We start from the raw sequence: 23,931 nt of genomic DNA, 5'->3' as shown, positions 1-23,931 counted from the left end.
TTCAGCGCGGCGAGGATGGAAACACCGCTTTGCGCTTTTCGATGAAGGCGGTCACACCTTCCTCAAAATCTGGTTCGCCGACGGAGGCGATGATGGCCTGGCGCTCGGCCTCGAGCTGTTCGGCGGCCGGGCGCAGCAGGGAGCCGGCCAGCAGGCGCTTGGCGCGGCGGATGACATCGCGCGGCCCCATGGCGAAACGATGCGCGGCTTTCAGGGCCTCCTCCTGCAGTTCAGCCGCTGGGACCAGACGGCTCACCAGGCCCAGGCGCAGGGCTTCATCGGCCTTTACGGTTCCGGCTGTCAATATCAGCTCGGCGGCCTTGCGCTCGCCCACGGCGCGGGGCAGCAGAACGCTGATGCCGCCATCCGGCGGCAGGCCGATGCGCTGGTGGACGAAGACGAAATTCACGGTCTCATCGGCCAGAACCAGATCGGCGCCCAGGGCGTAGGTCATCCCCGCGCCTGCGACCGCGCCCTGGCAGGCGGTGACGATGGGCAGGTCGAGAGAGATGAAGGCCTCGATGGCGATGGCGACGCGGCCGAGTCTGGCGCCGTAATCGGCGCGGCGCGCCTCGGGGGACTGTTTGAGGGTTTCCATGAAGCCGCGCACATCGCCGCCGGCGGAGAACATGCGGCCCTCGCCGCGAATGAGCATGGCGCGCACGCCAGGGTCAGCGGCAAGGGAGCGGAACAGCTCGGTCAGCAGGGGGATTGCCTCGGACTTCAGGGAGTTGCCATGGGCCGGACGGTTGAAGGTGAGGATGAGAACACCGCCATCCCGTTCGGTTATAAAGCCAACACCATCGTCACTCATGCGTGTTTCCTGTTAGTGGTCTCCTGGCCCGGCCGGTGCCCCCGGTTTTTGCCAACGAGTTGTTCGAATATCGTATGCTTACTAACTACAACACCAGGACGCAGAGTCAAGCGTGCGGACAGCCGGCGTGGCGGTTGTGGTTAAATGGCACATGATATGTCAGCATATTTTAAGCTAACACCTAACTTAAAGCGATTTTGTGCAGGAGAATCAACGATTATAAAACTAGTCCACTAGACAATTATAAGCGCTTGTCTGTTTCTGGTTGCGTCAAACGGCGGGTTAACGCATGATTGTCTGTAACGAGGTTCAATCGTCTTTGGGAGCATGAGAGCGAGTATGTCGTCCGCCGTCAACAAAACCAAGCCAGCCGTGAAGCGGCCCTCTCCCAAACCGTTCAAGTTCGGTTATCTGGTGCATGACGTTTCGCGCATCCGCCGCACAGTGATGGACCAGGTCATGCGGCCGCTGGGCATAACCCGCTCGCAATGGACGGTGCTGACCGCGCTGGCGCGCGGCGGCAATGACGGCATGATGCAGGTGGATCTGGCGCGGCTGCTGGAGGTGGGCAAGGTGACCGTGGGCGGGCTGGTGGACCGGCTGGAGGCGACCGGCCATGTGGAGCGCCGCCCCGACCCCACCGACCGGCGGGTGAAGCGGGTGTTCATCACCGAGCAGGGATTTGAGGTCATTCAGAAAATGATTGCGATTTCGGTGAAGGTCAACGAACGCATCCTGCGCAATATCACGCCTGAGCAGCAGCGGGTGACCGAGGACGTGCTCTATACGGTGAAGCAGAACCTCAAGGAAATCGTCGCCGAAACCGCGCAGAGCGGGCGGACCGAGGAGTTTGGCAGCCAGCTCCTGGATATGGATGTCGGCAACCGGATCAGCGATCTGCCATAAGATTAAATCCGGCTTCAGGCGGGGGGCAATCCTGGAAGGCTGGGGAAGCCGGTATAGACGCGGCTGCCCAGGGCTGCGCGGGCCTTGGCTGCGCGGGCGGCGAGCTCCGGCGAGGGGTGCAGAGCGGCGTAAGCCGTGAGCCGGGGGATGAGCGGGGTGTAGCAGGCCGTGATCGCGGCGCTCGCGGGCCAGGGCGGCGGCGCCTGCTGGTTCAGCGCCGCCAGGGCCGCCAACGCTGCGTTATGGTCGGACACACGATACAGCGCGATATAGTGCGAGTCTGGATTGGGCGGCAGCATCTGGTGCGCGGCGGCGCGGGAGATGCGGCCGGACTCGAAACCTGGCAGCCGGGTGATCTGGGGCAGGCGGTGATCGGCGTACCAGTTCGCGAAATCCTCAGCCCCGGCGCTGGCGGCGATGCGCTCGATTATGACATCGCCGTAGACTTTCGGCCCGGCGGCGCGTTTGCGGGCGGCGAAAGGCTCATAATAGGCCTCGCGGAAATCCTCGAAGCTGAAGGCATCGCTGATCGGCATGGCGGGGGTGAAGACCTCGGCATGGCCATCGGTGAAGCCCTGATGTTCGTCAGCCTCGTAGACGGCCAGATAGCGGTGCTCCAGCGGCGCGGCGCCGGGGAGTTGCCCGGGCGCCAGGGCGAAGCGTTGCGCGGCAATGGCGCCCGGGCTGCCACGCAGCACATCCCACAGGTGAACATAGCTGTACCATTCGTTGAACTCATCGTCGCGGCCGCCGCGCGGGTTAGAGAGGACGATCAGCAGTTGTTTCATGGTTTTCCCCGTGAATGGCGCAACACCGCGTCCGCGCGCGGGTTGGCTATGTGTGGCAATATGCTAAAATATGATAGTATTGCGTACTACTACGCGCAAGCGGGGAAGCATGAGAGGGAGACGCCCATGAGCACGGCGACGCACACAGAGGTTCCGGTTACGGTCATGGGCGATCAGCTCGGATTGGCGTTTCCGCCCACCATCGAGAGGTTGCGCGAGCAGGGCGTTGGATTTTTAACCGCCGCGTTTCATGCCAGCGGGGTATTGCCGGCGGATAACCAGGTGACGGCGATTACCGGGTGGACGGAATTTTTTGGCGGCGGCATGGGGCGCAAGCTGTTGCTCTCGGTTGCGTACGCGCGCCCCGATCCGGCGTTGAGGAACGATTTGTTCGTGAAATTTCCACGTGATTTCGGCGACCCGCTGCGCGCGCTGTTCGGGCCGCTGATGGAGCCGGAGATCAGGTTTTCGCTGCTCTCGCGCCAGGAGGGATTCCCCATTGCGGTGCCGCGCTGTTATTTCGCGGATTATAACGCGCAGACGGCCAGCGGGATTTTGATTACCGAGCGCATTGCCTATGGCACGGGGGGAATCGAGCCTTGCCACGATAAATGCCTGGATTATGAGCTGGGCGACCCGCTGGCGCATTATCAGGCGTTGACGGAAACCATGGCGCGGCTGGCGGCGTATCATAAAGCCGGGAAATTCGGGGCGGAGGCGGCGCGGCAGTTTCCGTTCGACCCGGATAAAATCGATATCGGCAGCCGGATTCCCTACACCCCGGAGCAATTGCATGGGAAACTGGACAAGCTGCGGGCGTTTGCCGCCGCCGCGCCGCAATTGTTTCAGGATGGGCTGGAGGGCGAGGCGTTTTTGGCGGCGTTTTGCGCGCAGGCGCCGCTGGTGCTGGCGCATGAGCTGGAGATCCGGCGCTATTTGAACGCGCAAAGTGATTATATCGCGCTCTGCCACTGGAACATGAACCTCGACAACGCCTGGTTCTGGGCGGATGCCGAGGGGGTGCATGCGGGGTTGCTGGACTGGGGCAGCGTGGGGCAGATGAACCTGGCGCAGGCGTTCTACGGCATGACCTGCGCGGCGGAAACAGGGTTTTTGAACACCCACCGGCGCGGATTGATGGAGCGGTTTGCCGCCTCCTACCGCGCCCATGGCGGCCCGCAGATTGACGCGGAAGAACTCCGCTTCATGGTGAAACTCGCCGTCGCCGTGCTGGGCATCGCGTGGATTCTTGATGCGCCCGCGCTGGTGGAGGGCGAGATCGCGGACTACGCCGCGCTGACCGGCCGGTCTGACCCCAGACTGAAAAACAATTTTCTCGCCCGCGCGCAGCTGCAGCTGCTCATCGTGTTCCTCAACGAATGGCGGGAGGAGGATATCGGCGGCGCGTTGCGGGCGTTCATCGCCCGGACTCAGGAGAGCGAGGCGAGCGCCGCCACGCTGTAGGGGAGCAGGGCGGCTTCGGCGTGGCCGCGGATTTTCAGAGCCCATTGCGGGTCCGCGAGGAGGGCGCGGCCGATGGCGGCGAGGTGGAAGTCGCCACGGCCGAGCATCTCGATCAGCCGGTCGAGTCGCGATTGCGCGGCGGGTTCGGGGGAGAACATGGTTTGCAGCATCTCCTGTTCCAGCCCGATGGAGCCGACGGTGATGGCGGGTTTGCCGGTGAGTTTCTGCGCCCAGCCGGCCAGGTTGAGGTCACTGCCGGGGAATTCGGCCTCCCAGAAGCGGCGTTGCGAGGCGTGGAAAATATCGACGCCGGCATCGGCCAGAGGTTCGAGGAAGGAGGCCAGCTCCTGCGGGGTTTGCGCGAGTTTGGCGGTGTAATCCTGTAGTTTCCATTGGGAGAAACGCAGGATGATGGGGAAGTTTGGGCCAACCAGGGCACGGCAGGCGCGGATCATCTCCACGCCGAAGCGGGCGCGTTCGGCGAGGGTGGCGCCGCCCCAGCCGTCGGTGCGTTTGTTGGTTTCGTGCCAGAAGAACTGGTCGACCATATAGCCGTGCGCGCCGTGGATCTCGACGCCATCAAAACCGAGGGTTTTGGCGGTGAGCGCGCCCTGGGCGTAGGCCTCGATGAGGGCTTCGATCTGGGCGCCGGTCATCCCCTCGCCTATTTTTTCGCCGGGCATGACATAGCCGGACGGGCTGACCTTTAAGCTAAGGTCTTCGACCACGGCTTCGTAGAGGTTTTCCAGGACCGGGCGGCGGGTGAGGCCGGTGTGCCAGAGCTGGGGCATGATCTTGCCGCCCGCGGCGTGGACTTGCGCCACCACATGGCGCCAGCCGGAGAGCGCGTCGTCACCATAAAAACGGGGGGCGTTTTCCTCATTGGCGGCAGCGTGGTGGGGGATCCAGGTGCCTTCGGTGATGATCAGGCCCGCGCCGCCTTCAGCACGGCGGCGGTAATAGGCCGCGACATCGGCACCCGGCACGCCGCCGGGGGAAAAGCAACGGGTCATCGGCGCCATGACGATTCGGTTGGCCAGGTGCAGCGGGCCGTGGCTGAACGGCTGGAACAGGCTGGACAGGTCAAGGGCGGCGGTTTGTGACATTTGCTTTTCCTCTCGGCGGGGGGATCAGTCTTCCGGGGCGATGGTGACGCGCAGGCCCTCCAGGGCATCGGTGAGCGGCACCTGGCAGGAGAGGCGCGAGGCGGCGGAGCGGTGGGAGGTGCTCTCCAGCAGCTCATCTTCATCGGCGCTCATCGGCGGCAGGTTTGCCGCGAAGGCGGGGTCAACGAAGACGTGGCAGGTGGCGCAGGAGCAGCAGCCGCCGCACAGGGCGAGCAGGTCATCAAACCCGGCGTCGCGGATCGCCTCCATCAGGGACACGCCGGTTTTGGCGGTGATTTCGGACTCGGCGCCCGCGCGGTTCACGATGGTCAGTTTCGGCATGAAGTCTCTCTCCTTTGTCTTTGAGGATCGTCGTCTAGATCCCGGTAAAATTGGGGCGGCGCTTTTCCACGAAGGCGGTGATGCCTTCGCGGTAGTCGGAGGTGTGTTTGCACAGCCCCTCATAGGCCGCGCCCGCCTCGAATACAGAGGTGAGCAGGTTACGCAAGCCGATATTGGCGGTGATCTTGGTATAACGGACCGCCGTCTGGGCACCGCGGGCCAGGCGCTCGGCGTATTTTTCGGCATAGCCGCCAAAATCGGCGGCGGGAATGGCGAAGGTGATGAGGCCGAGGCGTTCGGCCTCGATGGCGTCCAGGGCGTCGCCGGTCATCAGATAGTGCTTGGCCTTGGCGTAGCCGATGAGCTGAGGCCAGATCAGGGCGCCGCCGTCACCCGCCGAGAGGCCGACCTTGACATGAGGGTCGGCGAAACGGGCGGTGTCCACCGCGATCACCACGTCGCACAACAGGGCGATGGAGGCGCCAAAGCCCATGGCGTCGCCGTTAACGCGGGCGATGACGGGCTTCGCGCAGTCGAGCAGGCCGTGCACGATGCGCTTCATGGTGCGGCTCTCGGTGACGAAGGGCGCCAGGCCCTCCTGCAGTTCACTGTGCAGCCAGGTGAGGTCACCGCCGGCGCAGAACACCTTGCCGGCGCCGGTCAGCACGATCACGTCGCTTTCGGTGTCGTCGGCGGCGTCGTAGAAGACGCGGGCCATTTCCTCGTGGAGCTGATGCGTCACCACGTTCAGTTTTTCCGGCAGGTTGATGGTGATGGTCAGGACACGGCCCGACCGGGCGAAATGCAGCGTCTGATATTTACTCTGGTCCATTGCCTGACTCCCTTGATCTCTTATAGTCAGCTAACGCACTACTTCCATGAATTCAACCTGCCGGAAAGGCCAGCCCATGTTCTTTGTGATCCTCGCCAGCGACCGCCCCGGCGCGCTGGAACTGCGCCTGGCCCACCGCCAGCGGCATATCGACTACTGGAACAGCCTGCCGGGCGTGGTGCGGATTGGCGGCGCCATGCTGAGCGATGACACTGGCGAGGCCACGCCCAAGGGCAGCGCCTTTATCATCGAGGCCGGGAGCCTGGAGGCTGCCAGGGCGTTGCTCGCCGCCGACCCCTTCACCACCGAGGGGGTTTTTGGCGGCGATGCGCGCATCGAGGTGCTGCGGCCGGGGATTGGCGACTGGAAGCCGGGTTAGCCGATAAAGATCAGTTTTTTGCCGGTGTTGGTGCCCGCGAAGAGAATTTCCAGCGAACCGGCGGCGTGCTCGATGCCGTTGCTGATGTCTTCGTCGTGTTCGAGTCCGTGATTTTGCATCAGGGCGGAGAGATGGCCGATGGCTTCGTTGAAGCGGGCGATGTGGTCAAAAATATAGAAGCCGGACCAGGTTAGGACGCGGGTGAGGATTTCGCGTTCGTTGCGCAGGCCGGTGGGGGGCGGGTTCCAGCTGGCGGTGGCGGCGGTGCCGCATTGGATGATGCGGCCGTATTTGGCGAGGGCGCGGATGGCGGTGTCAAGGATGGGGCCGCCGGTGTTGTCAAAATAGGTGTTGAAGCCGCCGGGCTGGGCCTGCGCGAGCGTTTGGGCCAGATCGCCGGTTTTGTAGTTGAAGGCGGCGTTGTAGCCGAAGCGGGTGATGCAGCGCTCGATTTTTTCGGCGCTGCCGGTGAGGCCGGTGACATGGGCGCCGCGGTGGCGGGCGATCTGGCCGACGACGCTGCCAACGGCGCCGGCGGCGGTGGAGACCAGAACGGCCTGGCCGGGGGAGACCGGGGCGAGGTCGTTAAGGGCGAGCCAGGCGGTGACGCCGGGCATGCCGAGCACGCCGGCGTAGGTGGAGACCGGGGCGCGGGGTGTGGGGATGTGGGAGAGCAGCTCTGCCTGGGTGGCCAGGGCGTAGTCCTGCCAGCCGAGGAAGCCGTAGACGATGTCTCCGGTGTTGATCGCGGCATCGCGGCTTTCCACCACCACGCCAACGGCGAGCGCGCGCAAGGGGGCGCCAAGCGGGGTGAGGGCCGGGTTGGCGGCCCAGCCGCGCTGCACGGGGTCAGCCGAGAGGTAGAGGTTGCGCACCAGGAACTGGCCTTCGGCCGGTTTGGCGGCCGGGACGGTTCGAAGCGCGAAATCGGTGGCCAGGGGAATACCGGCGGGGCGGCTGGCCAGCACGATCTGGCGGTTGGCGTCCGGCGTGCTGTGGGCGGGGATGAAGTTGGTCACGATAGGCTCCTCGGTATGGATTTCTGGCGTTTGGGAAAGATAATCCGATTGTCCATTATAGTTTGCTTGTCTACTATCGGCTAAAACGGCGGTGCCTCAGCGTCAAGCAGGGCACCGGCAACGCAAAATGGAGGATGTTGACATGGCGGATGGATTTGGCGGCCGGGCGATTATCGTGACCGGGGCTTCCAGCGGGATTGGGCGCTCGATTGCGGTGGAGCTGGGGCGCGGCGGGGCGGAGCTTTGGCTGGTGGGGCGCGCGGCCGGGGAATTGGCGGAGACGGCGCGGCTGATCGCGCAGGCGGGCGGGCCGGCGGCGCATGCGGCGGTGGTTGATCTGCGCCAGCGCGGGGCGCTGGCGGCGCTGGTGAAAGAGGTGGGGGCCGCGCATCCGCATTTGTTCGCGCTGGTGAACAATGCCGGGGTGATGCATCCCGAGCCGATTATGAGCGGCACGATGGAGCGCTGGCAGGCGATGTTCGATGTGAATGTGCTGGCGATGCTGGAGGGCTGCAAGGCGGCGGTAGAGGTGATGCGGGCTCATGGCAAGCCGGGGCATCTGGTGAACATCGGCTCGGTGCAGGCGCGTTTTGAAGTGCCGGGGGTTTACGGCATTACCAAGCAGGCGGTGGAGGCGATTGGCGTGAGCCTGCGCGAGGAGCTGGAGCAGGATGATATTCGCGTGGCGACGGTGATACCCGGCGGGTTTGCCACCCAGCTGGCGCGCGGGTTCGCGCCGGAGCAACTCGCCGCCATTGCGGGGAATTTCAAGGCGCGGGGCGTTGAGTTTGGCGGGCCGGGGACGGAGCGGCTGGTCTCTGATCCGCAGCACATCGCCAATATGGTGCGCTATATTTTGCAGCAGCCGATCGATATCAACATTCAGGAAGTCATCGTGCGGCCGCCGGTGAGCACCAAGGCCTGAAATACGCAACGAAGGAGACACACATGCGCTGCTTGCTGCTGTATTATTCACTCACCGGCCAGGCGGCGCGGGCGGTGGACCTCGCCGCGCAAGCCTGTGCGCAACAGGGCTGGGAAGCCGTTGCGTGCCGGATGGATTTTGCCAGCCCCGGCGAACGGCCGGCCCGGCCGCTGGGGATTGCCGGGTCCAAAAAATGGACGCAGGGGGCGCAACGGGGGATGACGCTGCCGCTGGTGTATGAACCTGCCGCGGCGGTGGGCGAGGCGTATGATCTGGTGTTGATTTTCAGCAATACCTGGGGCGGCAGCCCCAGCGTGCCGGTGCGCTCGTTCCTGGAGAGCGGCGAGGCGAGGCGTCTGCTCGCGGGCAAGCCGTTTGGCGTGTTCGTGATCTGCCGCCGGTTGTTCGAGAAAAACCTGGCGCTGACGCGCAGCCTGGGCGAAGCGGCGGGCGGGCGGTTTCTGGGCGGGGAGGCGTTCATGCATCCGGGCGGGCAGATCGGCAGCCTGATCCAGACGGTGACGTATATCAACCGCGCCGGGCCGCCGCTGCGCCGGTTTCTGGGGTTTCCGCTGCCCGCCTACGGGCTTTCAGACGAGGCGCTGGCGCGCGTGCCGGTATTCACGCGCGCGCTGCTGGAGAGGGTTTAACCGGCTACTGCTGCGCGGGGTCGGCGCCGAAGGAGACCACGGTGAGGCCGCCGTCGGAGAATAATTCGCTGGCGGTCATGTAGCTGGAGTCCTCGGAGGCGAGGAAGACGACGACCGAGCCGATCTCGCTGGGCTTGCCCATGCGGCCCATGGGGATGGCGTTGATGAGCGAGCGGACCTGGGGGATGTCGGCCGGTTTGGCGCCGCCGTTGCCGAGCAGCATTTCGGTTTCGTGCGCGCCGGGGTGGATGGAGTTGACGCGGATGTTGTAGCCGCGCTGCGCGCAGTGGACGGCGGTGGATTTGGTGAGGTTGGCCAGGGCGGATTTGCTGGCGCCGTAGAGGCTGGTGAGGGGCAGCACCATCTGGGTTGAGTTGGAGGCCATGTTGATGATGGAACCGCCGCCGCTGGCGCGCATGGCGGGGATGACCGCCTTCATGCCCAGGAAGGGGCCGATCAGGTTGACTTCGAGGATGGCGCGGAACTGCTCGGCGGTGGCGTCCTCAATGGTCACGGGGGCGTTGATGCCGGCGTTGTTGACCAGAATATCGAGCCGGCCGTGGCGCGCCACCACGCCGGAGACGAGCGCCGCCCAGTTGGCGGTGTCGCGCACGTCAAGATGAACGTATTCGGCTTTGCGGCCCTCGGCGTTTAGTTTCGCGGCGCGGGCGGCGCCGGCTTCATCGAGCATGTCGGCGATGACGACAACGGCGCCTTCAGCCGCCAGCGCATCCACCGCCGCGCCGCCGAGACCCCGCGCGCCACCGGTGACGATGGCGGTTTTACCTTCAAGACGGCCCATGGTTTCCTCCAAATGATATTGTTTCGGATGTCGCGTGTTTACATTCAGCAAGCCTGCCTATCGCGGACGCGCGATGACGGCGCGTTAGTCATGGTCAAACGATCATGGTGAAACGCTGGGCTGGCTCTGGCCATTCAGCCTGGGGCCAGGGGTGAAGCCCAGGTATACGGAGGTGATGCCGCGATGAAGCAGGCCCGGCCAGTAGTTGGTGTCACTTTTTTCGGGTATGACGCGCAAGTTTTGCAGGCGCGCGAAGAGTTTGGGGAAGGCGATCTGCATTTCCTTGCGGGCCAGCATCTGGCCGAGGCAGCGGTGGATGTTGGCGCCGCCGAAGGATTGATGCAGCCGCGCGTTGCGGCGGTGGATGTCGAACTGGTCGGGGTTTTCGAATCGGCTTTCGTCGCGGTTTCCGGCATCAAAACGCAGCAGCAGTTGGCCGCCTTTCGGGATGGCCACGCCGCCAAGCTCGGTATCACGCGTGGCGATGCGCCAGAGCGAGGTGGCGGGGGTCTCAAAGCGCAGCAATTCCTCGATGGCGTTGCTGATAAGGCTTGGGTCGGCCTTGATCTGGGCGAGCTGGTCAGGGTTGTTGAGCAGCCGCACGATGCCGCTCATCAGGGTGTTGCGCGTTGTCTCGTTGCCGGCGACGGCGATCTCGAAGGCCAGGGGGGCGATTTCTTCATCCGTCAATGGTTCGAAGCCTTCGACGCGGACGTTGATGAGATAGGAGATCAGGTCGTCGGCGGGGACCGCGCGGCGGGCGCGGATGGTGGCGCGGATGAAGCGGCGGAATTCCAGAATGTCGTTGGCGGCGGCAAGTTCTTCCGCGTGCGTGCCCATGCGGCTGACGATGCGGATGACAGAGTCCGACCATTTGCGCACCAGCGCGTATTTGTCGCGCGGGAGGCCGAGAATGTCAGCGATAACGTAGGTGGGCAGGAGAATGGCGAATTCGTTGACGAAATCAACTTCGCCGCGCTCGATGAAATCATCGATCAGATCATCGACGATGCGGGCGATGATATCGTGCATGTTGGCGATGCGGCCCATGGCGAAGACGGCATTGACCAGGGAGCGGTAGCGCTTGTGTTCCGGGTCGTCGGAGATGAGCAGCAGCGCGGGTTGCACCCATTCCTGCGCGAGGATGGCATCAACCTCCGGGTTGCCGCCGTCGCCCATCAAAAGATGGCCAACCTGGCTGGAGAAATCCTCGGCGCGCTTGGAGGCTTCCTCGATCAGCGCGTAGCTGGTGACGAGATAGATGTCGCGGCCTTTGTCATCGGTGACGCGCGCCACCGGCGCGCTCTCACGCAAGGATTTCAGAAATGCATGTGGCTCGGAGAGAATTTCCGGCCGGAAAATCGATGATGGATCAACATTCGCCATATCGTTCATGGGGTGCTCCTGTGTTATGCCGCCAGGATGGATCGCGCGATGATGCCACGCTGGATTTCATTCGTGCCGCCGAAAATCGACCAGCAACGGCCGTAGAGGTAGTGATGCGCCATCAGGCTGGCGCGTTGCGCCGGAGAGGGGGTGATGCCCGCGCCCAGATGCAGATCAGCCGGGTCGTGCGCGGCGCCGAGCGGGCCTTCGAGTTCGAGGGCGATTTCGGAGAGGAGCTGGAGGATCTCGGTGCCGCGGATTTTGAGGACCGAGGCGTGCGGACCTTCCTTGGAGCCGCCGCCAGCCCACATTTTCACGTATTCCTGCTCCAGCGCGCATAAAGTGGTGAGCTGGATTTCAGCGTTGGCGAGTTTTTGCCGGAACAGGATTTTACTGGTTTCGGAAACGGTTGGAGATACCTCGATTTTTGCGAAGATTTCCTTGATTTCAGCGAGCAGTTTCAGCTTCGGCCCCGTGTCGGCGATGGCGACGCGCTCGTTGGAGAGCAGGAATTTGGCGATCGGCCAGCCGCCCCCCTCCCCGCCCACCAGGTTTTCCACCGGCACGCGCACGTCATCGAGAAACACCTGGTTGGTGTGGTGCTGACCGTCGATGGTGACGATGGGGCGGATATCGATGCCCGGCGTTTTCATGTCGATCAGCAAAAACGAAATGCCGCGCTGGGGTTTTGCCTCGCGGTCGGTGCGGACGAGGCAGTGCATCCAGTCGGCCCAATGCGCCTCGGTGGTCCACATTTTGGTGCCGTTGACGATGTAGTGGCCGCCATCGCGCACCGCCGTGGTTTTCAGCGAGGCGAGGTCGGAACCGGAGTTGGGTTCGGAATAGCCCTGGCACCACCAGACATCGGAGGAGAGGATGCCCGGCAGGTGGCGGGCCTGCTGCTCCGGCGTGCCGAAATTATACAGCACGGGGCCGACCATGTTGACGCCATAGGGGATGATGAAGGGGGCGTCGTTGAGGGCGGTTTCCTGAATGAACACCAGCTGCTTTTGCAAATCCCAGCCGGCGCCGCCGGCGGCCTGGGGCCAGGCGGCGGCGAACCAGCCTTTGTTGCGCAGGATTTTTTGCCAGCGGACGAAATCATCCTTGCCGTATTCCAGGCCGAGGCGGCCTTTGCGGGCGATGTCGGCGGGGAGGTGTTGGCGCACGAAGCCGCGCACCTCGGCGCGGAAGGCGGCGAGATCGGGGCTTTCATCAAGCAGCATGAGATGCTCCCTCGTTCAGGCTGGCAAAACGCGCGCGGTGGACATCGGCGCTGCCCAGCTCGGCGCGGATGGCGGCGAGACGGCGCATGTAGTGGCTGATGTTCAGCTCGTCGGAGACGCCCATGCCGCCGTGCATCTGCACCGCCTCGTGGCCGATTTTGCGCCCGGCGTCATCCGCCACGGTTTTGGCGGCGCTGGCGAGGGCGAAACGGCCGGGAGCTGCGGCATCGATCGCGGTGATGGTGCGGGCGGCGAGGATGCGGGTTTCCTCGGCGGCGGCGAACATGTCCGCCGCGCGGTGCTGCAGGGCCTGGAAGCTGGCCAGGGGGAAGCCGAATTGTTTGCGGGTGTTGAGATAGGCGAAGGTCGCGGTGTTGAGCGCGTCGGCGATGCCCGAGACCTCGGCTGCCAGACCGGCGTGGGACCAGAGCAGGGCATCGGCCAGGGCATCGGCGCCGGCCAGATATCGCGCCGGGGTGTTGGTGAAGGTGAGTGTCGCGGCGGCGGCGGCGTCGAGCAGGCGGAAGGCCTCGCGCTGCACGCCCTGGGCATCGGCCTCGGCCAGGAAGCAGGCGGGGGCGCCGTTGAGCGTGGCGGTGACGATGAAGCCATGCGCGAGGTCAGCGTGGCGGACAGCCTGCTTGTTGCCGTTCAGCACGAAACCATCGCCTTGCGGCTGGGCCTGCGTGGCCGGTGGCGCAAAGGGGTCAAAACCTTCCATATGGGCGAAGGCCAGGATGCGTTCACCGGCGATCAGCTCAACCAGCTGGTCAGCTTCGCCCGCTGCCAGCAGCACGCGGCCGCAGACGGTGCTGGCGAGCAGGGGTTCGACCACGAGGCTCTGCCCGGCGCGCTCCATGATGACCGCGAGGTCGCGCATGGAGCCGCCGAAACCGCCGAATTCTTCAGGGAAGGCCGCGCCCAGCACGCCTTGTTCGGCGAGGAGCGGCCATAGCGCCAGGCGGTCCGGCGCTGGACCTTCGAGGCGGTGGCGGCGGGCCTCGAACTCGTTCTCGCTGGCGAGCAGGCGGGTGAGCATGTCAGCCAGCATGGTTTGCGCCTCGGTGACGGCGAAGCTCATCAGCGGTCTCCCTCCTGGGCCAGGAAGCTCAGGCGGACGGCGCCGCGCTGGATTTTGCCCGCCGCCGTGCGCGGCAGGGTGACGCCAAACTCAATCCGGCGGGGGATTTTATAGGCGGCGAGCGAGACGCGCGCGAAGGCGATCAACGCCTCGGCCGTGGCCGTGTGGCCGGGGCGCAGCTCCACCGCGGCGGTGACGCCCTCACCCCATTTTTCGTGCGGCAGGCCGAACACCGCGCAATCCTGCACCGCCGGGTGTTGGCGCAACACGGCTTCAACCTCGGCCGGGTAGACATTTTCACCGCCCGTCACGATCATGTCCTTGATGCGGTCGGTGAGAAAAACATAGCCCTCGGCGTTGAGCAGGCCGCCATCGCCGGAGCGGTACCAGCCGTCCTTCATCACCTCGGCGGTGGCATCCGGGCGGTTCCAGTATTCGATGAACAGGCTCGGCCCCTTCACCCAGATTTCGCCGGGCTGCTCGATGTTGAGCAGCGTGCCGTCAGGCCCGCGGATTTCGATGGTGATGCCCGGCAGCGGCTTGCCGACCGAGCGCAGCAGGCGCGGGCGGGAGAGGTCATGGTCACGCGGTTCCAGCAAGGTGATGCTGCCGGTGGCCTCGGTCATGCCGTAATATTGCAGGAAACGGCAGCCGATATTTTCAAGCGAGCGCTCCAGAAGGGCGGCGTCCATGGCGGCGGCGCCGTAGTGGATGCCGCGCAGCGAGGGCGCGCGGATGCCACGGTGGTTCATCTCCTCGATGAGGGCGCGCACCAGGGTTGGCACGATGAAGGTGCGGGTGATGCTGTGCGCGACGATGAGGTCGAGGATCGCGGCGGGGGTGGCGTCGGCGGTGATGACCACGCTCTGGCCGCGCACCAGGCCGCACAGCACCCAGGACATGCCGCCGATGTGGAAGCTGGGCAGCGGCGAGAGCAGGGTCTCGTCGTCCCGCCAGTCATCAAACGCCGGGCAGACGAGTTCGGCCAGGCGTTGCGCGCCCATGGCGTGCTGGCTGGTGAGCACGCCTTTGGGCTTGCCGGTGGTGCCGCTGGTGTAGAGTTGCAGGCTGGGGGCGTGCGGGTCCAGGGTTTTACGCGGGGCGGGGGTGGCGGCTGCGAGTTTGGCGCGCAGGCCATCGGCGCCATCGGCGTCCACGACGATGCGAGTCAGGCCCCTGGTATCGGCCTCGGCCAGCATGGGCAGGAACTCGGTGTCGGCGAGCAGGAGCGTGGCCTGGCTGTCTTCCAGCACGTAGCGGGTTTCCACCGCCGTGTTGCGCCAGTTCACCGGCACCAGCACGATGCCCGCGCGGTAGGCGCCGAACAGCACGATGAAGAACAGGTCGCAGTTTTTGCCGATATAGGCGACGCGCGCGCCGGGGCCGGCGCCGGCTTCGCGAAAGAGCGTGACCATGGCGTTGGCGGCGCGGTCCAGCCCGGCGTAGTCCCACTGCCAGTCTTTGAAGATCAGCGCGGTGCGCGAAGGGGTGCGCGCCGCGAACAGGCTTGGGTAGTCCTGCGGCAGCACCATGGCGGACAGATCCATTGGCAACCCCGCCGCACGGGCCGCAAGCGTTTCAGATACTGACATTATCCCTGACCTTGGCCTGTTTTATTTCACGTCACGCGAAAAGATTTTCCGCCGCCAGCCGCGTGCCGATCGCCTTCACGAACCGCGCCGCATCGGCGCCGTTGATGACGCGATGGTCGTAGCTGAGCGAGAGCGGCAGCATCTTGCGCCAGACGATGCCGCCATCCGCCGCCGGGGCGGGGCGAAGCTGGATGGCGGTGGCGCCCAGAATGGCGACGTCCGGCGCGTTGATGATGGGGGTGAAGGCGGTGCCGCCGATATGGCCCAGCGAGGAGACGCACATGGAGCTGCCTGACATCTCCGCCATGGAGAGGCCCTTGGTGCGCGCCTTTTCGGCCAGCGCGGTGAGGGCGCCAGCCAGTTCGGCCAGGGATTTTTCGGGCACGCCGCGAATGACCGGGACGACCAAGCCTTTGGGGGTGTCAACGGCGACGCCGATGTTGATGTATTTTTTCAGCACCAGGGATTTGCCGTCAGCGCCCAGCGAGGCGTTGAACTGCGGAAAATCGGCCAGCAGCTGCGCCACGGCGCGGGCCAGCAGCACCACCGGGGTCAGCTTCACCCCAGGGTTGGCCGCGTTCCAGGCGGTGCGGCGGGTCTCGGTCTCGGTGACGTCAACTTCATCATGATGCGTGACATGCGGAATCGTGACCCAGTTGCGGCCGAGAAAGGCGCCGGTGAGTTGCTGGATGCGCGAAAGCGGCTTGATCTCGACTTCGCCGAATTCCGAAAAATCGGCTTCCGGCAATGGCGCCAGAGCTGCCAGCAGGCTGGGGACATCGGGCATGCCTAGACGATCTCGCCCAGCACAGTGCCAACCTCATAGGTTTCGCCCGGCTGCTTGATGATGCGCAGCGTGCCGGAGGCCGGCGCTTCGACTTCCTGCGTCGACTTGTCGCTTTCCAGGGCGAACAGCGGCTCACCCTCCTTCACGGTGGCCCCGTCGGCGGCCAGCCATTCGGCCAGCACGCCCTCGTTCATCGAAAAGCCCAGTTTCGGCAGCAAAATCTCAGTCGCCATCAGCTCATCTCCATTAAAGTCAATCACAGTTACGGCGTACCGGAGTTTCCGGTCCGCCGTATTGGTTCGCGTGGGCTTGTAAGGCCTTCACTCCGCGATCTTGCGGTCCAGCATGTCATGAAAGGCCTGGATGCGGCTCTCCTGATACAGGCCGAGGGTGGCGCTTGCCTGCGGGTCGCGCGTTGAGTGCAGGCCAAGCTGCACCAGCGGCAGGTTGGAGAGGTCCTGGTCAAAAATCGTCGACATGATGCCCATGGCCGGGACCGAGGCGATCGGCGTGTCGAAGTCGATGTCGACGATTTCGGACGCCGGGGGGCGCTGGCCGTTGGCCGGGATGGGGAGCGTGAGACGGGTCTCCATCACGCATTCGTCGGGATTATCACCATAGGGGGTGAACTGATAGGTGAGCGGCAGACCTTCGCCGAACCAGGGCCAGAAATTGGGGAACATGAAATACTGCGTCGCGTCCAGCATGTAGGAATCCGAGCAGCTGGAGAAATCAACGCCCAGCGCCGCGCCCATCATCTGGCGGCGCCACTCGGCCACTTCCGCGCGGCCGGTTTCGGCGGATTTGATTTTTGGCAGCTCCACGCCGGGGAACATCAGCGCGAAGGTTTTCAAGGATTCCTCGGCGGCCAGCAAACGCGAGGCGTCATCGCCCAGATGCCCGCTTGGCACCGCGGAGGGGGTAATGGAGCGGCTGACCTGGGATTTGCCGTCGTCCCAGATGTCATAGCTGGTCGTGGTGTCACCGTTATAGGTCATGATCTGGGGATGTGTTTCGATGACGTGATAGGCCTCGAAAAACGCTTCCTGCGCCTGTTTCCAGTTACAGCGCATTTTTTTACGGAAACCGACATAGGTGAAGCGGTCAGTGCTCTCGCGCGGGCCGAAATGTTTCGGCAACACGCCCAGCGCGTCTTCCAGCGGGCCGGCATCCGGGTCTGGGTTGATGAAGATGAACCCGCCCCAGGTGCCGATTTTGGCCTCGGGCAGATGATATTCCTCATCCGTCACCGAGGGGAAATCCCAGCGGCTGGGGATGTTCTTCACCGAGCCGTCGACATTCCATTCCCAGGCGTGGAACGGGCATTTGATCGTGGGGGCAGAGGTGGCGGTGTGGCACAGCCGGGTGCCGCGATGTTTGCAGGCGTTCTCCAGCGCGCGGAACTCGTTGGGGCCGGAGCGGATGATAATGTAGGAAAGCTCACCGGCATCATAGGGCTTGCGGTCGCCGACCTGGGGTAGATCTTCCTCGCGGCCGACCACCTGCCAGCATTTTTTCCAGACCTTCTCTTTTTCGAGCTTGGCGAAGTCACGGTCAAAATAACGATTGAAGGGGATTTTTTTCGGCGGGGCGAGGAAGTTGCCGGTCTCGCGCAGGGCTGGCTCCACCGGTTTGGAGTCGTGCAGCAGCAGGTCCTTGGTCAGCGGGCTTGCAGCGGTGGCAAATCCGTCCTGAATTTTACTGAAATCGACGCCCATGGCCTTAACGCTCCTTTTAAGTTTTTGTTTTGCGCGGGGTTTGCCTGCCCGCATGGTTTTTAGTTGTCTGACTTACCATTTTTTCCCGCGCGAAAAAAGTTAACCTTACGGCAGGTCACGCAACCGCCGGTCCATACCAGAATATCAACCACGCCAGACAGTGCCGCCATGCGCAAACATTTACGGAAGGCTAGCTTATGGTATGCTTGCGGTCAAGTTGCCTGGCCCGCGGCGCCGCAATTAACTATCGTCGCGGCCCCTGGCCCCAGAAGGCAGGCTCGATCAACTCGCTCTCGCGGCGGAGCTGTTCGGCCATGTAGGTGCGGATGGCGGCGCGGAGCTGCTGATAATCCGCCGCCGCGCCATGAACATCGCGGATTTCCTGCAGCCGCGCCAGAGCGGTTTCCAGCGCGCCGCGCAGGCCGCTTGCCTGCTGCCCGGCCAGCGTGAGGGTGGGATATTGGCCTTCCGCCAGTGGTTTGGGTTCCAGCGCCGGGTCCAGCGCGGCCACGGCTGCGGCTTCGCCAATGCCCGCGAGATAGGTGCGGATATGGGTGAGCAGGGCGCGCAGGGCGGCGATGTCGTCGTAGAGCACCTGCCCTTCCCGCTCCAGCCGCAGCCGGGCCAGCCGCAGCAGATGGCTGATGGTGGCGGCGGCGCTGCGCTCGGTTGTGCCGGTCAGGGTTGGGCGGATGACGGTGTCGAACGTGCCTTCGATGGTGCGCAGCATGTCTTCGGCGGTTGGCAGGATCATTGGCGTTGCCTCACAGCGTATCGACGGTGTGGTTGAGTTCGGGATAAAGCTCTCCCGGCAGGGACGGCAGCAGGCCCATGGCGGCGGCCAGACCGCGTTTGACGACGTGCAGCACCTCCGTGCCGGTCCAGACCTGGCGGATATGCGCGATCTCGGCGTGTTCATGCGCGTTGATGGCGGCGTTGCGCATCATCACCAGGCGGTTGAGCGAGCGGATCATCTGGTAGTCGCGCACCGATTCCGGGGTGATGGTGAAGCCGCTGACCTCGCGGTAATAGTCCAGCGCCTGTTCCAGACCCCAGATCTGCTGGCCGCCGCGCTGGATGGGGTCGCAGAAGTTCTGGCAGAAGGCGAAGTCGCTGGCGGGATCGCTGATGGAGACTTCCTCCCAGTCGCTGAGCGCGACCAGTTTGCCTTCGCGGAAGACTTCCTCGCCAAGCCCGTTGGTGCCCTTACAGAGGCAGATGCGCGAGGCGAGCGGCGCGCGGTCGAGCAGCCATTCGCAGGTTTCCCAAAAGATGGGGATCGGCTCGCCGGGTTTTTCGGCCATGAGCCGCTTGGCGCCGCGAATATAGGCCGCCGCCGCGTCGGCCTCGCCGGCGGGGGGGACCAGCCGCTCGGCAAAGCCCAGCTTGCGCCAGTCCACCGCATGGACCTGCGCCAGGGCCTTGATGTGCTCCTTGGCGACGGCGATGCGCAGGCCGTCATATTCTGGGTCGGGGTCGGAATAATGCTCGATGTTCCAGCTGCCTTCGATTTTTTCGCGCAGGTAGAAGGGACGGTCCGTCCAGGCGGGGTCATCCTCCCAGAACAGGGCGCGGGCCACCGGCAGGCCGGCGCCGCCGAGGCGCTCGTAGATGAAATATTCCTGGTCGAGGGGGGTGGGGTCGACGCTGCCGCCGGGGTGGTCGGTGCGCAGGACGATGTCAGTCTGGGTGCCGGTGGACTCCACGAGGTAGCTGCCAAACCAGGTCTGGCGCGAGGAGCCGCGGGTGAATTTTTCCAGGCTCAGACCGGTCACCCTCTCGCCCAGACGGTGAGTCAGGTAGCGGCCGAGCCATTCGCTGGTAAAACCCATTGCTATTTCCTCGCCTGCGCGCCGCTTTGCGCGGCCGTTATTCGAACCCGTAGGGATGGTAGGCGCCGTTGATGAACATTTCCACCTGGGCGGCGCCATGGCTGATGCTGCCGTCCGGCGCGTGGGTGGTGACCCGCGCCAGGTATTCCGGGCCGTGGATCATCTGGCCTTTGCGGGTGCCCTCGCCAAAGGTGTTGGCGGCGGCCTCGCCTTGGACGACGTAGGGGGTGAAGACGAACGGCTGTTGCGAAAAGTCGAAGGAATCCCACTCGAGTGCGAGTTCCTCGGCGCCGTGGTAGGTGAAGAAGGTGCCGCCGTCTTTCCAGCTGCCGGGGTGGTAGCCCATGGTCTGCACCACCCAGGGCGGGGCGGCGGCCTCGAAAATCTGCTTCCAGGCGCCGCCTTGAATGTCAGTCAGGGACAGCGTGGCACGCTTGAGGATGCGGGTGCCGGGCTGGAATTCGATCTCGTGGCGGCCGGAGGCCAGCGCGATGGGCGGGTGATCCCAGCCGCGATGAATGCTGCCGCCGAAGGGCGTGCCGAAAACATCGTTGAATTTGGCCTGGGTGCCGTTGGCATCCTCGTGCAGGTGGAAGAAGCCGCTGTAGGGGTCGGTGCGGAAGCAGGTCCAGAAGCGGAGCGAGCGCTGGGGGCCGTTGTCGGCCTCGCGCGGGGGCAGCACCGAGGCGAGGGGCGAGAGGGGCGGACGGTCAGCGTAGAGGCCCCAGCTGTGGTCGCGCGCGCCGCTCCAGCGCTCGGGGGTGACCTCCCATTTTTGCGCGCCGAGGGCCAGCGTGCCGCTGACCTTGCCGGGCTGGGAATAGCGCGACTGGTCGGTGGAGCGGCGGCCGCGATGCGTGGCGACGTGGTGTTCCTCGAGGAAGGCGGGGGATGTGCCCTCCCACAGCAAATTGAAGGTCATGCCGCTGGCGTTTTCCTCCAGCACCAGGCGGATGGTTTTTAAAGGCTCGACGAATTCGATGCGCCAGGGGCCGATCCTCAGAGAGAAATCCCGCCGCCAGACGCGGTTGAAGCGCAAGGTGGTCTGGTGGCCGCGCACGTTCAGCAGCGCGTAGCCGCCGATCATGTCGGTGTTTGGGTTGACCCGCGCGCCGGTGGCCAGGAACACGCCGTCATCAGGGCTGAAGGCGCCGAAATAGTAGCCGTCATCCCAGTTGTAGTCAGTGGAGGGGATGTAGCTGAAGGGATGCGGCGCCTGATGGACGGGAAATTCATCGTATGGTGTGAGTTGCATTTTATACCTCTCCCGCCCGCAGGCGCCGCTTTGATGGGGTTACGGGTTGAGCCAGGTGTTGGGGTCGATACCGGCGTTGGCGCGGGCGTATTTGGCGATTTCGGTGATGCGCGGGCCAAGCTCGGTGGGGTCGAGGCTCGCCTCGGTGTGCGGGCCGTGCTGCCAGCTTTCCATCACCGCGTAGCCGTTGCCCCAGGCCTCGAACACGCGGCCGCTGATGTGCTTGGATTCAGGGCTGGCCAGCCAGGTGACGAGGGCGGCGATCCATTCCGGCTTGCGGCGCTCCAGCTGTTCGGGGGTCCACTCGCGCAAGCCCTCGGTCATGCGGGTGTTGGCGCGCGGGGCGATGGCGTTGACCGTGACGCCGATGCGGGCAAGCTCGCGCGCGGCGACGATGGACATGGTGGCGATGCCGGCCTTGGCGGCGGCGTAGTTGGTCTGGCCGATGTTGGCGAACAGCGCCGAATGCGAGGTGGTGTTGATGACGCGGGCATCAACCGGGTGACCGGCCTTGGAGCGGGTGCGCCAGTAGTTGGCGGCGTGGTGCAGCGGGGCGAAGGTGCCTTTCATGTGGACACGGACCACGGCGTCCCATTCATCCTCGGTCATGTTCACCAGCATGCGGTCGCGCAGGATGCCGGCGTTGTTGATGAGGATGTCGAGGCCGCCGAACGTGTCAATGGCTTGCTGAACCATCTCCTGGGCGCCTTTCCAGTCGGCGACGTCGGAGGTGTTGACCGCCGCCTGGCCGCCGGCCGCCTGGATGGTGGCGACGACTTCCTGCGCCGGGGTCTGGTCAGCGCCAGCACCCGCCGCTGACGAGCCAAGGTCGTTCACCAGGACCTTGGCGCCGTGCTGCGCCAGCATGATGGCATAGGCGCGGCCGACGCCGCGGCCGGAACCGGTTACGATGGCCACGCGGCCTTCCAATAAACTCATGTCAATTTCCTCCTGAAGCTTGCGCCATCATAATGCCGGAAAATGATAAGGCAATATGCCGTACGCAAACTTACGTTTAATTGGGCCGATTAAACAGTCTGCCGCGCGCCGCTGGCGGCGGAACGCTCAATGGCCGCGACCATGAGGTGCCGCCGGACCGCATGGCTGAAATCGGCGCAGAGGGACGTGCCCTCGCGCAGGTCGCGCGCCAGCTGGGCGTAGACTTCCGCCACGTTTACCGCCGGCCCCTGGCGCAGCGGGCTGTGATAATAGCTCTCGGGCACCGGCAGCGGCTGCATGGCCGGTGCCTCGGCATTCGCGCCCTCCAGGGTGAGATCAAAAATCTGCGCATGGCCGCCCGCCGCGCTGAACCGCAGATCGCCGCGCGCGCCGTTGATTTCCCACAGCAGCCCGGTGCCCTTGGTCATGCCGCCGATATAATGCGCGCTCAGCACCGCGCCGGATTCCAGCGTCGCGGTCAATGCCACCTGGTCTGGCGCGGTCATCGGCAGCACCGCGCCGGTTTCGACCTGGATTTGCGAGTTGCGGCGGTTGGCGAGCAGGCCCGAGACCTCCCTCACCTCGCCCAGCACATGGCAAAGCGCGTCGAGCGTGTGGGATACTGGAATTGTCAGCATGGTGGCGCCGTTTTTGAGGTCGGCGGTGTAGGCGTTCGGCGCGTCGACATATTCGCCCCAGGCCATGCCGGTGCCAAGCAGGCTGGTGGAGAGCACATCGCCAATATAGCCCTGCGCGATGAGATCACGCGCGTACACAACCGGCGGCGCCATGCGCGCCTGCAGGCCGATGATGCCGCGCAGGCCCTTTGCCTTCGCCAGCGCCGCCATTTCTTCCGCTTCCGCCAGGCCATTGCCCAGGGGCCATTCGCAATACACATGCTTGCCCGCGTTCAGCGCCGCCAGCACCAGCTCCTTATGGTGCGGGACCTTCACCGTCACCGCCACCACATCAACATCCGGGGAGTTTACCAGCGCTTGGTGATTGTTAAACGCGCGGGCGATGCCGTAGCGCGCCGCCGCCGCGTCCGCGCTCTCCTGCCGCGTGGTGCTCACCGCGGTGATTTCGTAATCAGGCAGGGCCTGCAGGGCGGGGATATGCGCGATGGCCGCCCAGCTGCGGTCCGGCTGCACGCCGATGATTCCAACCCTGATTTTATTGCTGGCCATGGTTTTTCCTCTTTGCTTGTTGCGTCAAAATGATCTGATACATACGATATACGCGTTCACGGTTTTTGTCATGGCGGCAAACGCACCATAATTCCACTACAAAGGGCATTACGATGACTGAAAAATTCTCAAGTCTCAGCATCGAGAACAGCATTGCCACGCTCACCCTCGCGCGCCCGGAGCGCATGAATGCACTGCATCCGGCGGCGCATTATGAACTCGCCGGCGTGTTCGACGCGCTGGCGCGGGATGCCTCGCTGCGCGCGGTTATCCTCACCGGCAGCGGCAAAGCCTTTTGCACCGGCTACGACCTGAAGGATAATCTGGAAACCGGAAAAATCGACCTGCCGCCCTCGGGGTTTGGCGGTCTTACCTTCCGCGATGATTATCCGCTGCCGCTGATCGCCGCGGTGAATGGCCCCGCGTTCGGCGGCGGTTTTGAACTCGCGCTGGCCTGCGACCTGATTATCGCCGCCGATGACGCGCTCTTCGCGCTGCCGGAACCAAAAGTCGGCTGGGCGGCGCTGGGCGGCGGGCTGCAACGCCTGCCGCGCGCAATTGGCACCAAACGGGCGATGTCGATGATCCTCACCGGCCGGAGCGTGACCGCCGCGGAGGGCGAACACCTCGGCTTTGTCAACCAGATTGTGCCGGGTGCCGATCTGCTCGCGGCCGCCAAGGCATGGGCGGCGCAAATCGCCGAATGCGCGCCTCTGGCCATACGGTGCAGCAAACAGGTTGCCTACGCCAGCCTCAACCAACCCAGCTTCGCCGCGATGATGGACCTCGCCTCCTACAGCACCGCGGCACCGCTGTTTGAGAGCGAGGACGCCGCCGAAGGCAAGCGCGCCTTCGCGCAGCGGCGCAAGCCGAACTGGCAGGGGCGTTAAGGGGGGAGGCA

At 64.6% G+C, this 23,931-nt stretch carries 25 protein-coding genes; 6 read left to right on the top strand and 19 right to left on the bottom strand.

From position 1 onward, the window contains the following. Nucleotide 1: 1 nt before the first annotated feature. Entirely contained in the window at nucleotides 2-814 is an 813-nt protein-coding gene (locus QQJ84_RS00755) for an enoyl-CoA hydratase/isomerase family protein (RefSeq protein WP_284255975.1), read from the bottom strand. 339 nt (nucleotides 815-1,153) lie between these two features. Between QQJ84_RS00755 and QQJ84_RS00750 the strand changes: the two genes are divergently transcribed. Beyond that, on the top strand, nucleotides 1,154-1,720 hold the full coding sequence (locus tag QQJ84_RS00750) for a MarR family winged helix-turn-helix transcriptional regulator (RefSeq protein WP_284255974.1): 567 nt from the start codon (nucleotides 1,154-1,156) through the stop codon (nucleotides 1,718-1,720). 14 nt (nucleotides 1,721-1,734) lie between these two features. Here the strand turns inward: QQJ84_RS00750 and QQJ84_RS00745 are convergent, their stop codons facing one another. Beyond that, nucleotides 1,735-2,508: a hypothetical protein gene (locus QQJ84_RS00745; protein ID WP_284255973.1), complete on the bottom strand. Its 774-nt coding sequence runs from the start codon at nucleotides 2,506-2,508 to the stop codon at nucleotides 1,735-1,737. Nucleotides 2,509-2,634: 126 nt separating this feature from the next. Between QQJ84_RS00745 and QQJ84_RS00740 the strand changes: the two genes are divergently transcribed. Next, nucleotides 2,635-3,972 (top strand): hypothetical protein, encoded by a 1,338-nt coding sequence (locus QQJ84_RS00740; RefSeq protein ID WP_284255972.1) that lies wholly within the window; start codon nucleotides 2,635-2,637, stop codon nucleotides 3,970-3,972. Here the strand turns inward: QQJ84_RS00740 and QQJ84_RS00735 are convergent. Genes QQJ84_RS00735 through QQJ84_RS00725 form a run of 3 tightly spaced genes read right to left on the bottom strand, consistent with a single transcriptional unit; the run spans nucleotide 3,939 to nucleotide 6,252 of the window. Then, nucleotides 3,939-5,078, bottom strand: coding sequence for an NADH:flavin oxidoreductase (locus QQJ84_RS00735; protein WP_284255970.1), 1,140 nt, complete (start codon nucleotides 5,076-5,078; stop codon nucleotides 3,939-3,941). The two genes, QQJ84_RS00740 and QQJ84_RS00735, sit on opposite strands and share 34 nt — an antisense overlap. A gap of 24 nt (nucleotides 5,079-5,102) precedes the next feature. Further along, nucleotides 5,103-5,420 carry a 2Fe-2S iron-sulfur cluster-binding protein gene (locus tag QQJ84_RS00730; protein ID WP_284255969.1) on the bottom strand — a complete coding sequence of 106 codons (318 nt, stop codon included), beginning with the start codon at nucleotides 5,418-5,420 and terminating at the stop codon, nucleotides 5,103-5,105. Between the two features lie 34 nt (nucleotides 5,421-5,454). Next, on the bottom strand, nucleotides 5,455-6,252 hold the full coding sequence (locus QQJ84_RS00725; protein WP_284255968.1) for an enoyl-CoA hydratase/isomerase family protein: 798 nt from the start codon (nucleotides 6,250-6,252) through the stop codon (nucleotides 5,455-5,457). Between the two features lie 76 nt (nucleotides 6,253-6,328). Here QQJ84_RS00725 and QQJ84_RS00720 point away from each other — a divergent pair, with 76 nt between their 5' ends. Continuing rightward, nucleotides 6,329-6,631, top strand: a complete 303-nt coding sequence (locus tag QQJ84_RS00720) for a YciI family protein (RefSeq protein WP_284255967.1) — start codon at nucleotides 6,329-6,331, stop codon at nucleotides 6,629-6,631. Here the strand turns inward: QQJ84_RS00720 and QQJ84_RS00715 are convergent. Continuing rightward, nucleotides 6,628-7,650 (bottom strand): NADP-dependent oxidoreductase, encoded by a 1,023-nt coding sequence (locus QQJ84_RS00715; protein WP_284255966.1) that lies wholly within the window; start codon nucleotides 7,648-7,650, stop codon nucleotides 6,628-6,630. The genes QQJ84_RS00720 and QQJ84_RS00715 overlap by 4 nt on opposite strands. Nucleotides 7,651-7,792: 142 nt before the next feature. Here QQJ84_RS00715 and QQJ84_RS00710 point away from each other — a divergent pair, with 142 nt between their 5' ends. Continuing rightward, a complete protein-coding gene (locus QQJ84_RS00710) occupies nucleotides 7,793-8,575 on the top strand; it encodes an SDR family oxidoreductase (RefSeq protein ID WP_284255965.1) in 783 nt (260 codons plus the stop codon). Between the two features lie 23 nt (nucleotides 8,576-8,598). Then, entirely contained in the window at nucleotides 8,599-9,225 is a 627-nt protein-coding gene (locus QQJ84_RS00705; RefSeq protein WP_284255964.1) for a hypothetical protein, read from the top strand. 4 nt (nucleotides 9,226-9,229) lie between these two features. Here QQJ84_RS00705 and QQJ84_RS00700 read toward each other — a convergent pair whose 3' ends face one another. The 13 genes from QQJ84_RS00700 to QQJ84_RS00640 all read right to left on the bottom strand — a co-directional run bounded on the left by QQJ84_RS00700 (nucleotide 9,230) and on the right by QQJ84_RS00640 (nucleotide 23,030). Then, complete coding sequence (locus QQJ84_RS00700; RefSeq protein WP_284255963.1) at nucleotides 9,230-10,027, bottom strand: glucose 1-dehydrogenase; 798 nt, start codon at nucleotides 10,025-10,027, stop codon at nucleotides 9,230-9,232. Between the two features lie 102 nt (nucleotides 10,028-10,129). Further along, nucleotides 10,130-11,422 carry a cytochrome P450 gene (locus QQJ84_RS00695; protein ID WP_284255962.1) on the bottom strand — a complete coding sequence of 431 codons (1,293 nt, stop codon included), beginning with the start codon at nucleotides 11,420-11,422 and terminating at the stop codon, nucleotides 10,130-10,132. A gap of 14 nt (nucleotides 11,423-11,436) precedes the next feature. Then, nucleotides 11,437-12,639: an acyl-CoA dehydrogenase family protein gene (locus QQJ84_RS00690; RefSeq protein WP_284255961.1), complete on the bottom strand. Its 1,203-nt coding sequence runs from the start codon at nucleotides 12,637-12,639 to the stop codon at nucleotides 11,437-11,439. Further along, nucleotides 12,629-13,720 (bottom strand): acyl-CoA dehydrogenase family protein, encoded by a 1,092-nt coding sequence (locus QQJ84_RS00685; RefSeq protein ID WP_284255960.1) that lies wholly within the window; start codon nucleotides 13,718-13,720, stop codon nucleotides 12,629-12,631. The genes QQJ84_RS00690 and QQJ84_RS00685 overlap by 11 nt, the downstream gene beginning before the upstream one ends. After that, nucleotides 13,720-15,312 carry an AMP-binding protein gene (locus tag QQJ84_RS00680; RefSeq protein WP_284255959.1) on the bottom strand — a complete coding sequence of 531 codons (1,593 nt, stop codon included), beginning with the start codon at nucleotides 15,310-15,312 and terminating at the stop codon, nucleotides 13,720-13,722. Before QQJ84_RS00680 ends, QQJ84_RS00685 begins: the two co-directional genes overlap by 1 nt. A gap of 31 nt (nucleotides 15,313-15,343) precedes the next feature. After that, on the bottom strand, nucleotides 15,344-16,099 hold the full coding sequence (locus QQJ84_RS00675; protein ID WP_284255958.1) for a 2-oxo acid dehydrogenase subunit E2: 756 nt from the start codon (nucleotides 16,097-16,099) through the stop codon (nucleotides 15,344-15,346). A 2-nt stretch (nucleotides 16,100-16,101) separates the two neighbouring features. Beyond that, nucleotides 16,102-16,332, bottom strand: a complete 231-nt coding sequence (locus tag QQJ84_RS00670; RefSeq protein WP_284255956.1) for a lipoyl domain-containing protein — start codon at nucleotides 16,330-16,332, stop codon at nucleotides 16,102-16,104. Nucleotides 16,333-16,419: 87 nt separating this feature from the next. Continuing rightward, the gene (locus QQJ84_RS00665) at nucleotides 16,420-17,817 is read right to left on the bottom strand and encodes an aromatic ring-hydroxylating oxygenase subunit alpha (RefSeq protein ID WP_284255955.1); all 1,398 of its coding nucleotides are present in this window, start codon (nucleotides 17,815-17,817) and stop codon (nucleotides 16,420-16,422) included. Between the two features lie 244 nt (nucleotides 17,818-18,061). Then, entirely contained in the window at nucleotides 18,062-18,571 is a 510-nt protein-coding gene (locus QQJ84_RS00660; protein WP_284255954.1) for a hypothetical protein, read from the bottom strand. A 10-nt stretch (nucleotides 18,572-18,581) separates the two neighbouring features. Beyond that, complete coding sequence (locus tag QQJ84_RS00655) at nucleotides 18,582-19,649, bottom strand: phosphotransferase family protein (protein ID WP_284255953.1); 1,068 nt, start codon at nucleotides 19,647-19,649, stop codon at nucleotides 18,582-18,584. Between the two features lie 37 nt (nucleotides 19,650-19,686). Continuing rightward, the gene (locus QQJ84_RS00650) at nucleotides 19,687-20,904 is read right to left on the bottom strand and encodes a hypothetical protein (protein ID WP_284255952.1); all 1,218 of its coding nucleotides are present in this window, start codon (nucleotides 20,902-20,904) and stop codon (nucleotides 19,687-19,689) included. 39 nt (nucleotides 20,905-20,943) lie between these two features. After that, entirely contained in the window at nucleotides 20,944-21,843 is a 900-nt protein-coding gene (locus QQJ84_RS00645) for an SDR family NAD(P)-dependent oxidoreductase (protein ID WP_284255951.1), read from the bottom strand. A gap of 89 nt (nucleotides 21,844-21,932) precedes the next feature. After that, nucleotides 21,933-23,030, bottom strand: coding sequence for a Gfo/Idh/MocA family protein (locus QQJ84_RS00640; protein ID WP_284255950.1), 1,098 nt, complete (start codon nucleotides 23,028-23,030; stop codon nucleotides 21,933-21,935). Between the two features lie 113 nt (nucleotides 23,031-23,143). On the opposite strand from QQJ84_RS00640, the gene QQJ84_RS00635 reads away from it, so the two are divergent. Then, a complete protein-coding gene (locus QQJ84_RS00635; protein ID WP_284255949.1) occupies nucleotides 23,144-23,920 on the top strand; it encodes an enoyl-CoA hydratase-related protein in 777 nt (258 codons plus the stop codon). Nucleotides 23,921-23,931: the final 11 nt, after the last annotated feature.

The sequence above is a fragment of the Acidocella aquatica genome (assembly GCF_030160635.1).
GTDB classification, from domain to species: domain Bacteria; phylum Pseudomonadota; class Alphaproteobacteria; order Acetobacterales; family Acetobacteraceae; genus Acidocella; species Acidocella aquatica.
Note: the sequence above shows the minus strand (reverse complement) of the source record. Positions and strands in the feature narration are given on the sequence as shown.

Excerpts from the sequence above, each read along its gene's own strand:
- QQJ84_RS00755 (WP_284255975.1), bottom strand. The coding sequence starts at position 814 with ATGAGTGACGATGGTGTTGGCTTTATAACCGAACGGGATGGCGGTGTT.
- QQJ84_RS00750 (WP_284255974.1), top strand. The coding sequence starts at position 1,154 with ATGTCGTCCGCCGTCAACAAAACCAAGCCAGCCGTGAAGCGGCCCTCT.
- QQJ84_RS00745 (WP_284255973.1), bottom strand. The coding sequence starts at position 2,508 with ATGAAACAACTGCTGATCGTCCTCTCTAACCCGCGCGGCGGCCGCGAC.
- QQJ84_RS00740 (WP_284255972.1), top strand. The coding sequence starts at position 2,635 with ATGAGCACGGCGACGCACACAGAGGTTCCGGTTACGGTCATGGGCGAT.
- QQJ84_RS00735 (WP_284255970.1), bottom strand. The coding sequence starts at position 5,078 with ATGTCACAAACCGCCGCCCTTGACCTGTCCAGCCTGTTCCAGCCGTTC.
- QQJ84_RS00730 (WP_284255969.1), bottom strand. The coding sequence starts at position 5,420 with ATGCCGAAACTGACCATCGTGAACCGCGCGGGCGCCGAGTCCGAAATC.
- QQJ84_RS00725 (WP_284255968.1), bottom strand. The coding sequence starts at position 6,252 with ATGGACCAGAGTAAATATCAGACGCTGCATTTCGCCCGGTCGGGCCGT.
- QQJ84_RS00720 (WP_284255967.1), top strand. The coding sequence starts at position 6,329 with ATGTTCTTTGTGATCCTCGCCAGCGACCGCCCCGGCGCGCTGGAACTG.
- QQJ84_RS00710 (WP_284255965.1), top strand. The coding sequence starts at position 7,793 with ATGGCGGATGGATTTGGCGGCCGGGCGATTATCGTGACCGGGGCTTCC.
- QQJ84_RS00705 (WP_284255964.1), top strand. The coding sequence starts at position 8,599 with ATGCGCTGCTTGCTGCTGTATTATTCACTCACCGGCCAGGCGGCGCGG.
- QQJ84_RS00700 (WP_284255963.1), bottom strand. The coding sequence starts at position 10,027 with ATGGGCCGTCTTGAAGGTAAAACCGCCATCGTCACCGGTGGCGCGCGG.
- QQJ84_RS00695 (WP_284255962.1), bottom strand. The coding sequence starts at position 11,422 with ATGAACGATATGGCGAATGTTGATCCATCATCGATTTTCCGGCCGGAA.
- QQJ84_RS00690 (WP_284255961.1), bottom strand. The coding sequence starts at position 12,639 with ATGCTGCTTGATGAAAGCCCCGATCTCGCCGCCTTCCGCGCCGAGGTG.
- QQJ84_RS00685 (WP_284255960.1), bottom strand. The coding sequence starts at position 13,720 with ATGAGCTTCGCCGTCACCGAGGCGCAAACCATGCTGGCTGACATGCTC.
- QQJ84_RS00680 (WP_284255959.1), bottom strand. The coding sequence starts at position 15,312 with ATGTCAGTATCTGAAACGCTTGCGGCCCGTGCGGCGGGGTTGCCAATG.
- QQJ84_RS00675 (WP_284255958.1), bottom strand. The coding sequence starts at position 16,099 with ATGCCCGATGTCCCCAGCCTGCTGGCAGCTCTGGCGCCATTGCCGGAA.
- QQJ84_RS00670 (WP_284255956.1), bottom strand. The coding sequence starts at position 16,332 with ATGGCGACTGAGATTTTGCTGCCGAAACTGGGCTTTTCGATGAACGAG.
- QQJ84_RS00665 (WP_284255955.1), bottom strand. The coding sequence starts at position 17,817 with ATGGGCGTCGATTTCAGTAAAATTCAGGACGGATTTGCCACCGCTGCA.
- QQJ84_RS00660 (WP_284255954.1), bottom strand. The coding sequence starts at position 18,571 with ATGATCCTGCCAACCGCCGAAGACATGCTGCGCACCATCGAAGGCACG.
- QQJ84_RS00655 (WP_284255953.1), bottom strand. The coding sequence starts at position 19,649 with ATGGGTTTTACCAGCGAATGGCTCGGCCGCTACCTGACTCACCGTCTG.
- QQJ84_RS00650 (WP_284255952.1), bottom strand. The coding sequence starts at position 20,904 with ATGCAACTCACACCATACGATGAATTTCCCGTCCATCAGGCGCCGCAT.
- QQJ84_RS00645 (WP_284255951.1), bottom strand. The coding sequence starts at position 21,843 with ATGAGTTTATTGGAAGGCCGCGTGGCCATCGTAACCGGTTCCGGCCGC.
- QQJ84_RS00640 (WP_284255950.1), bottom strand. The coding sequence starts at position 23,030 with ATGGCCAGCAATAAAATCAGGGTTGGAATCATCGGCGTGCAGCCGGAC.
- QQJ84_RS00635 (WP_284255949.1), top strand. The coding sequence starts at position 23,144 with ATGACTGAAAAATTCTCAAGTCTCAGCATCGAGAACAGCATTGCCACG.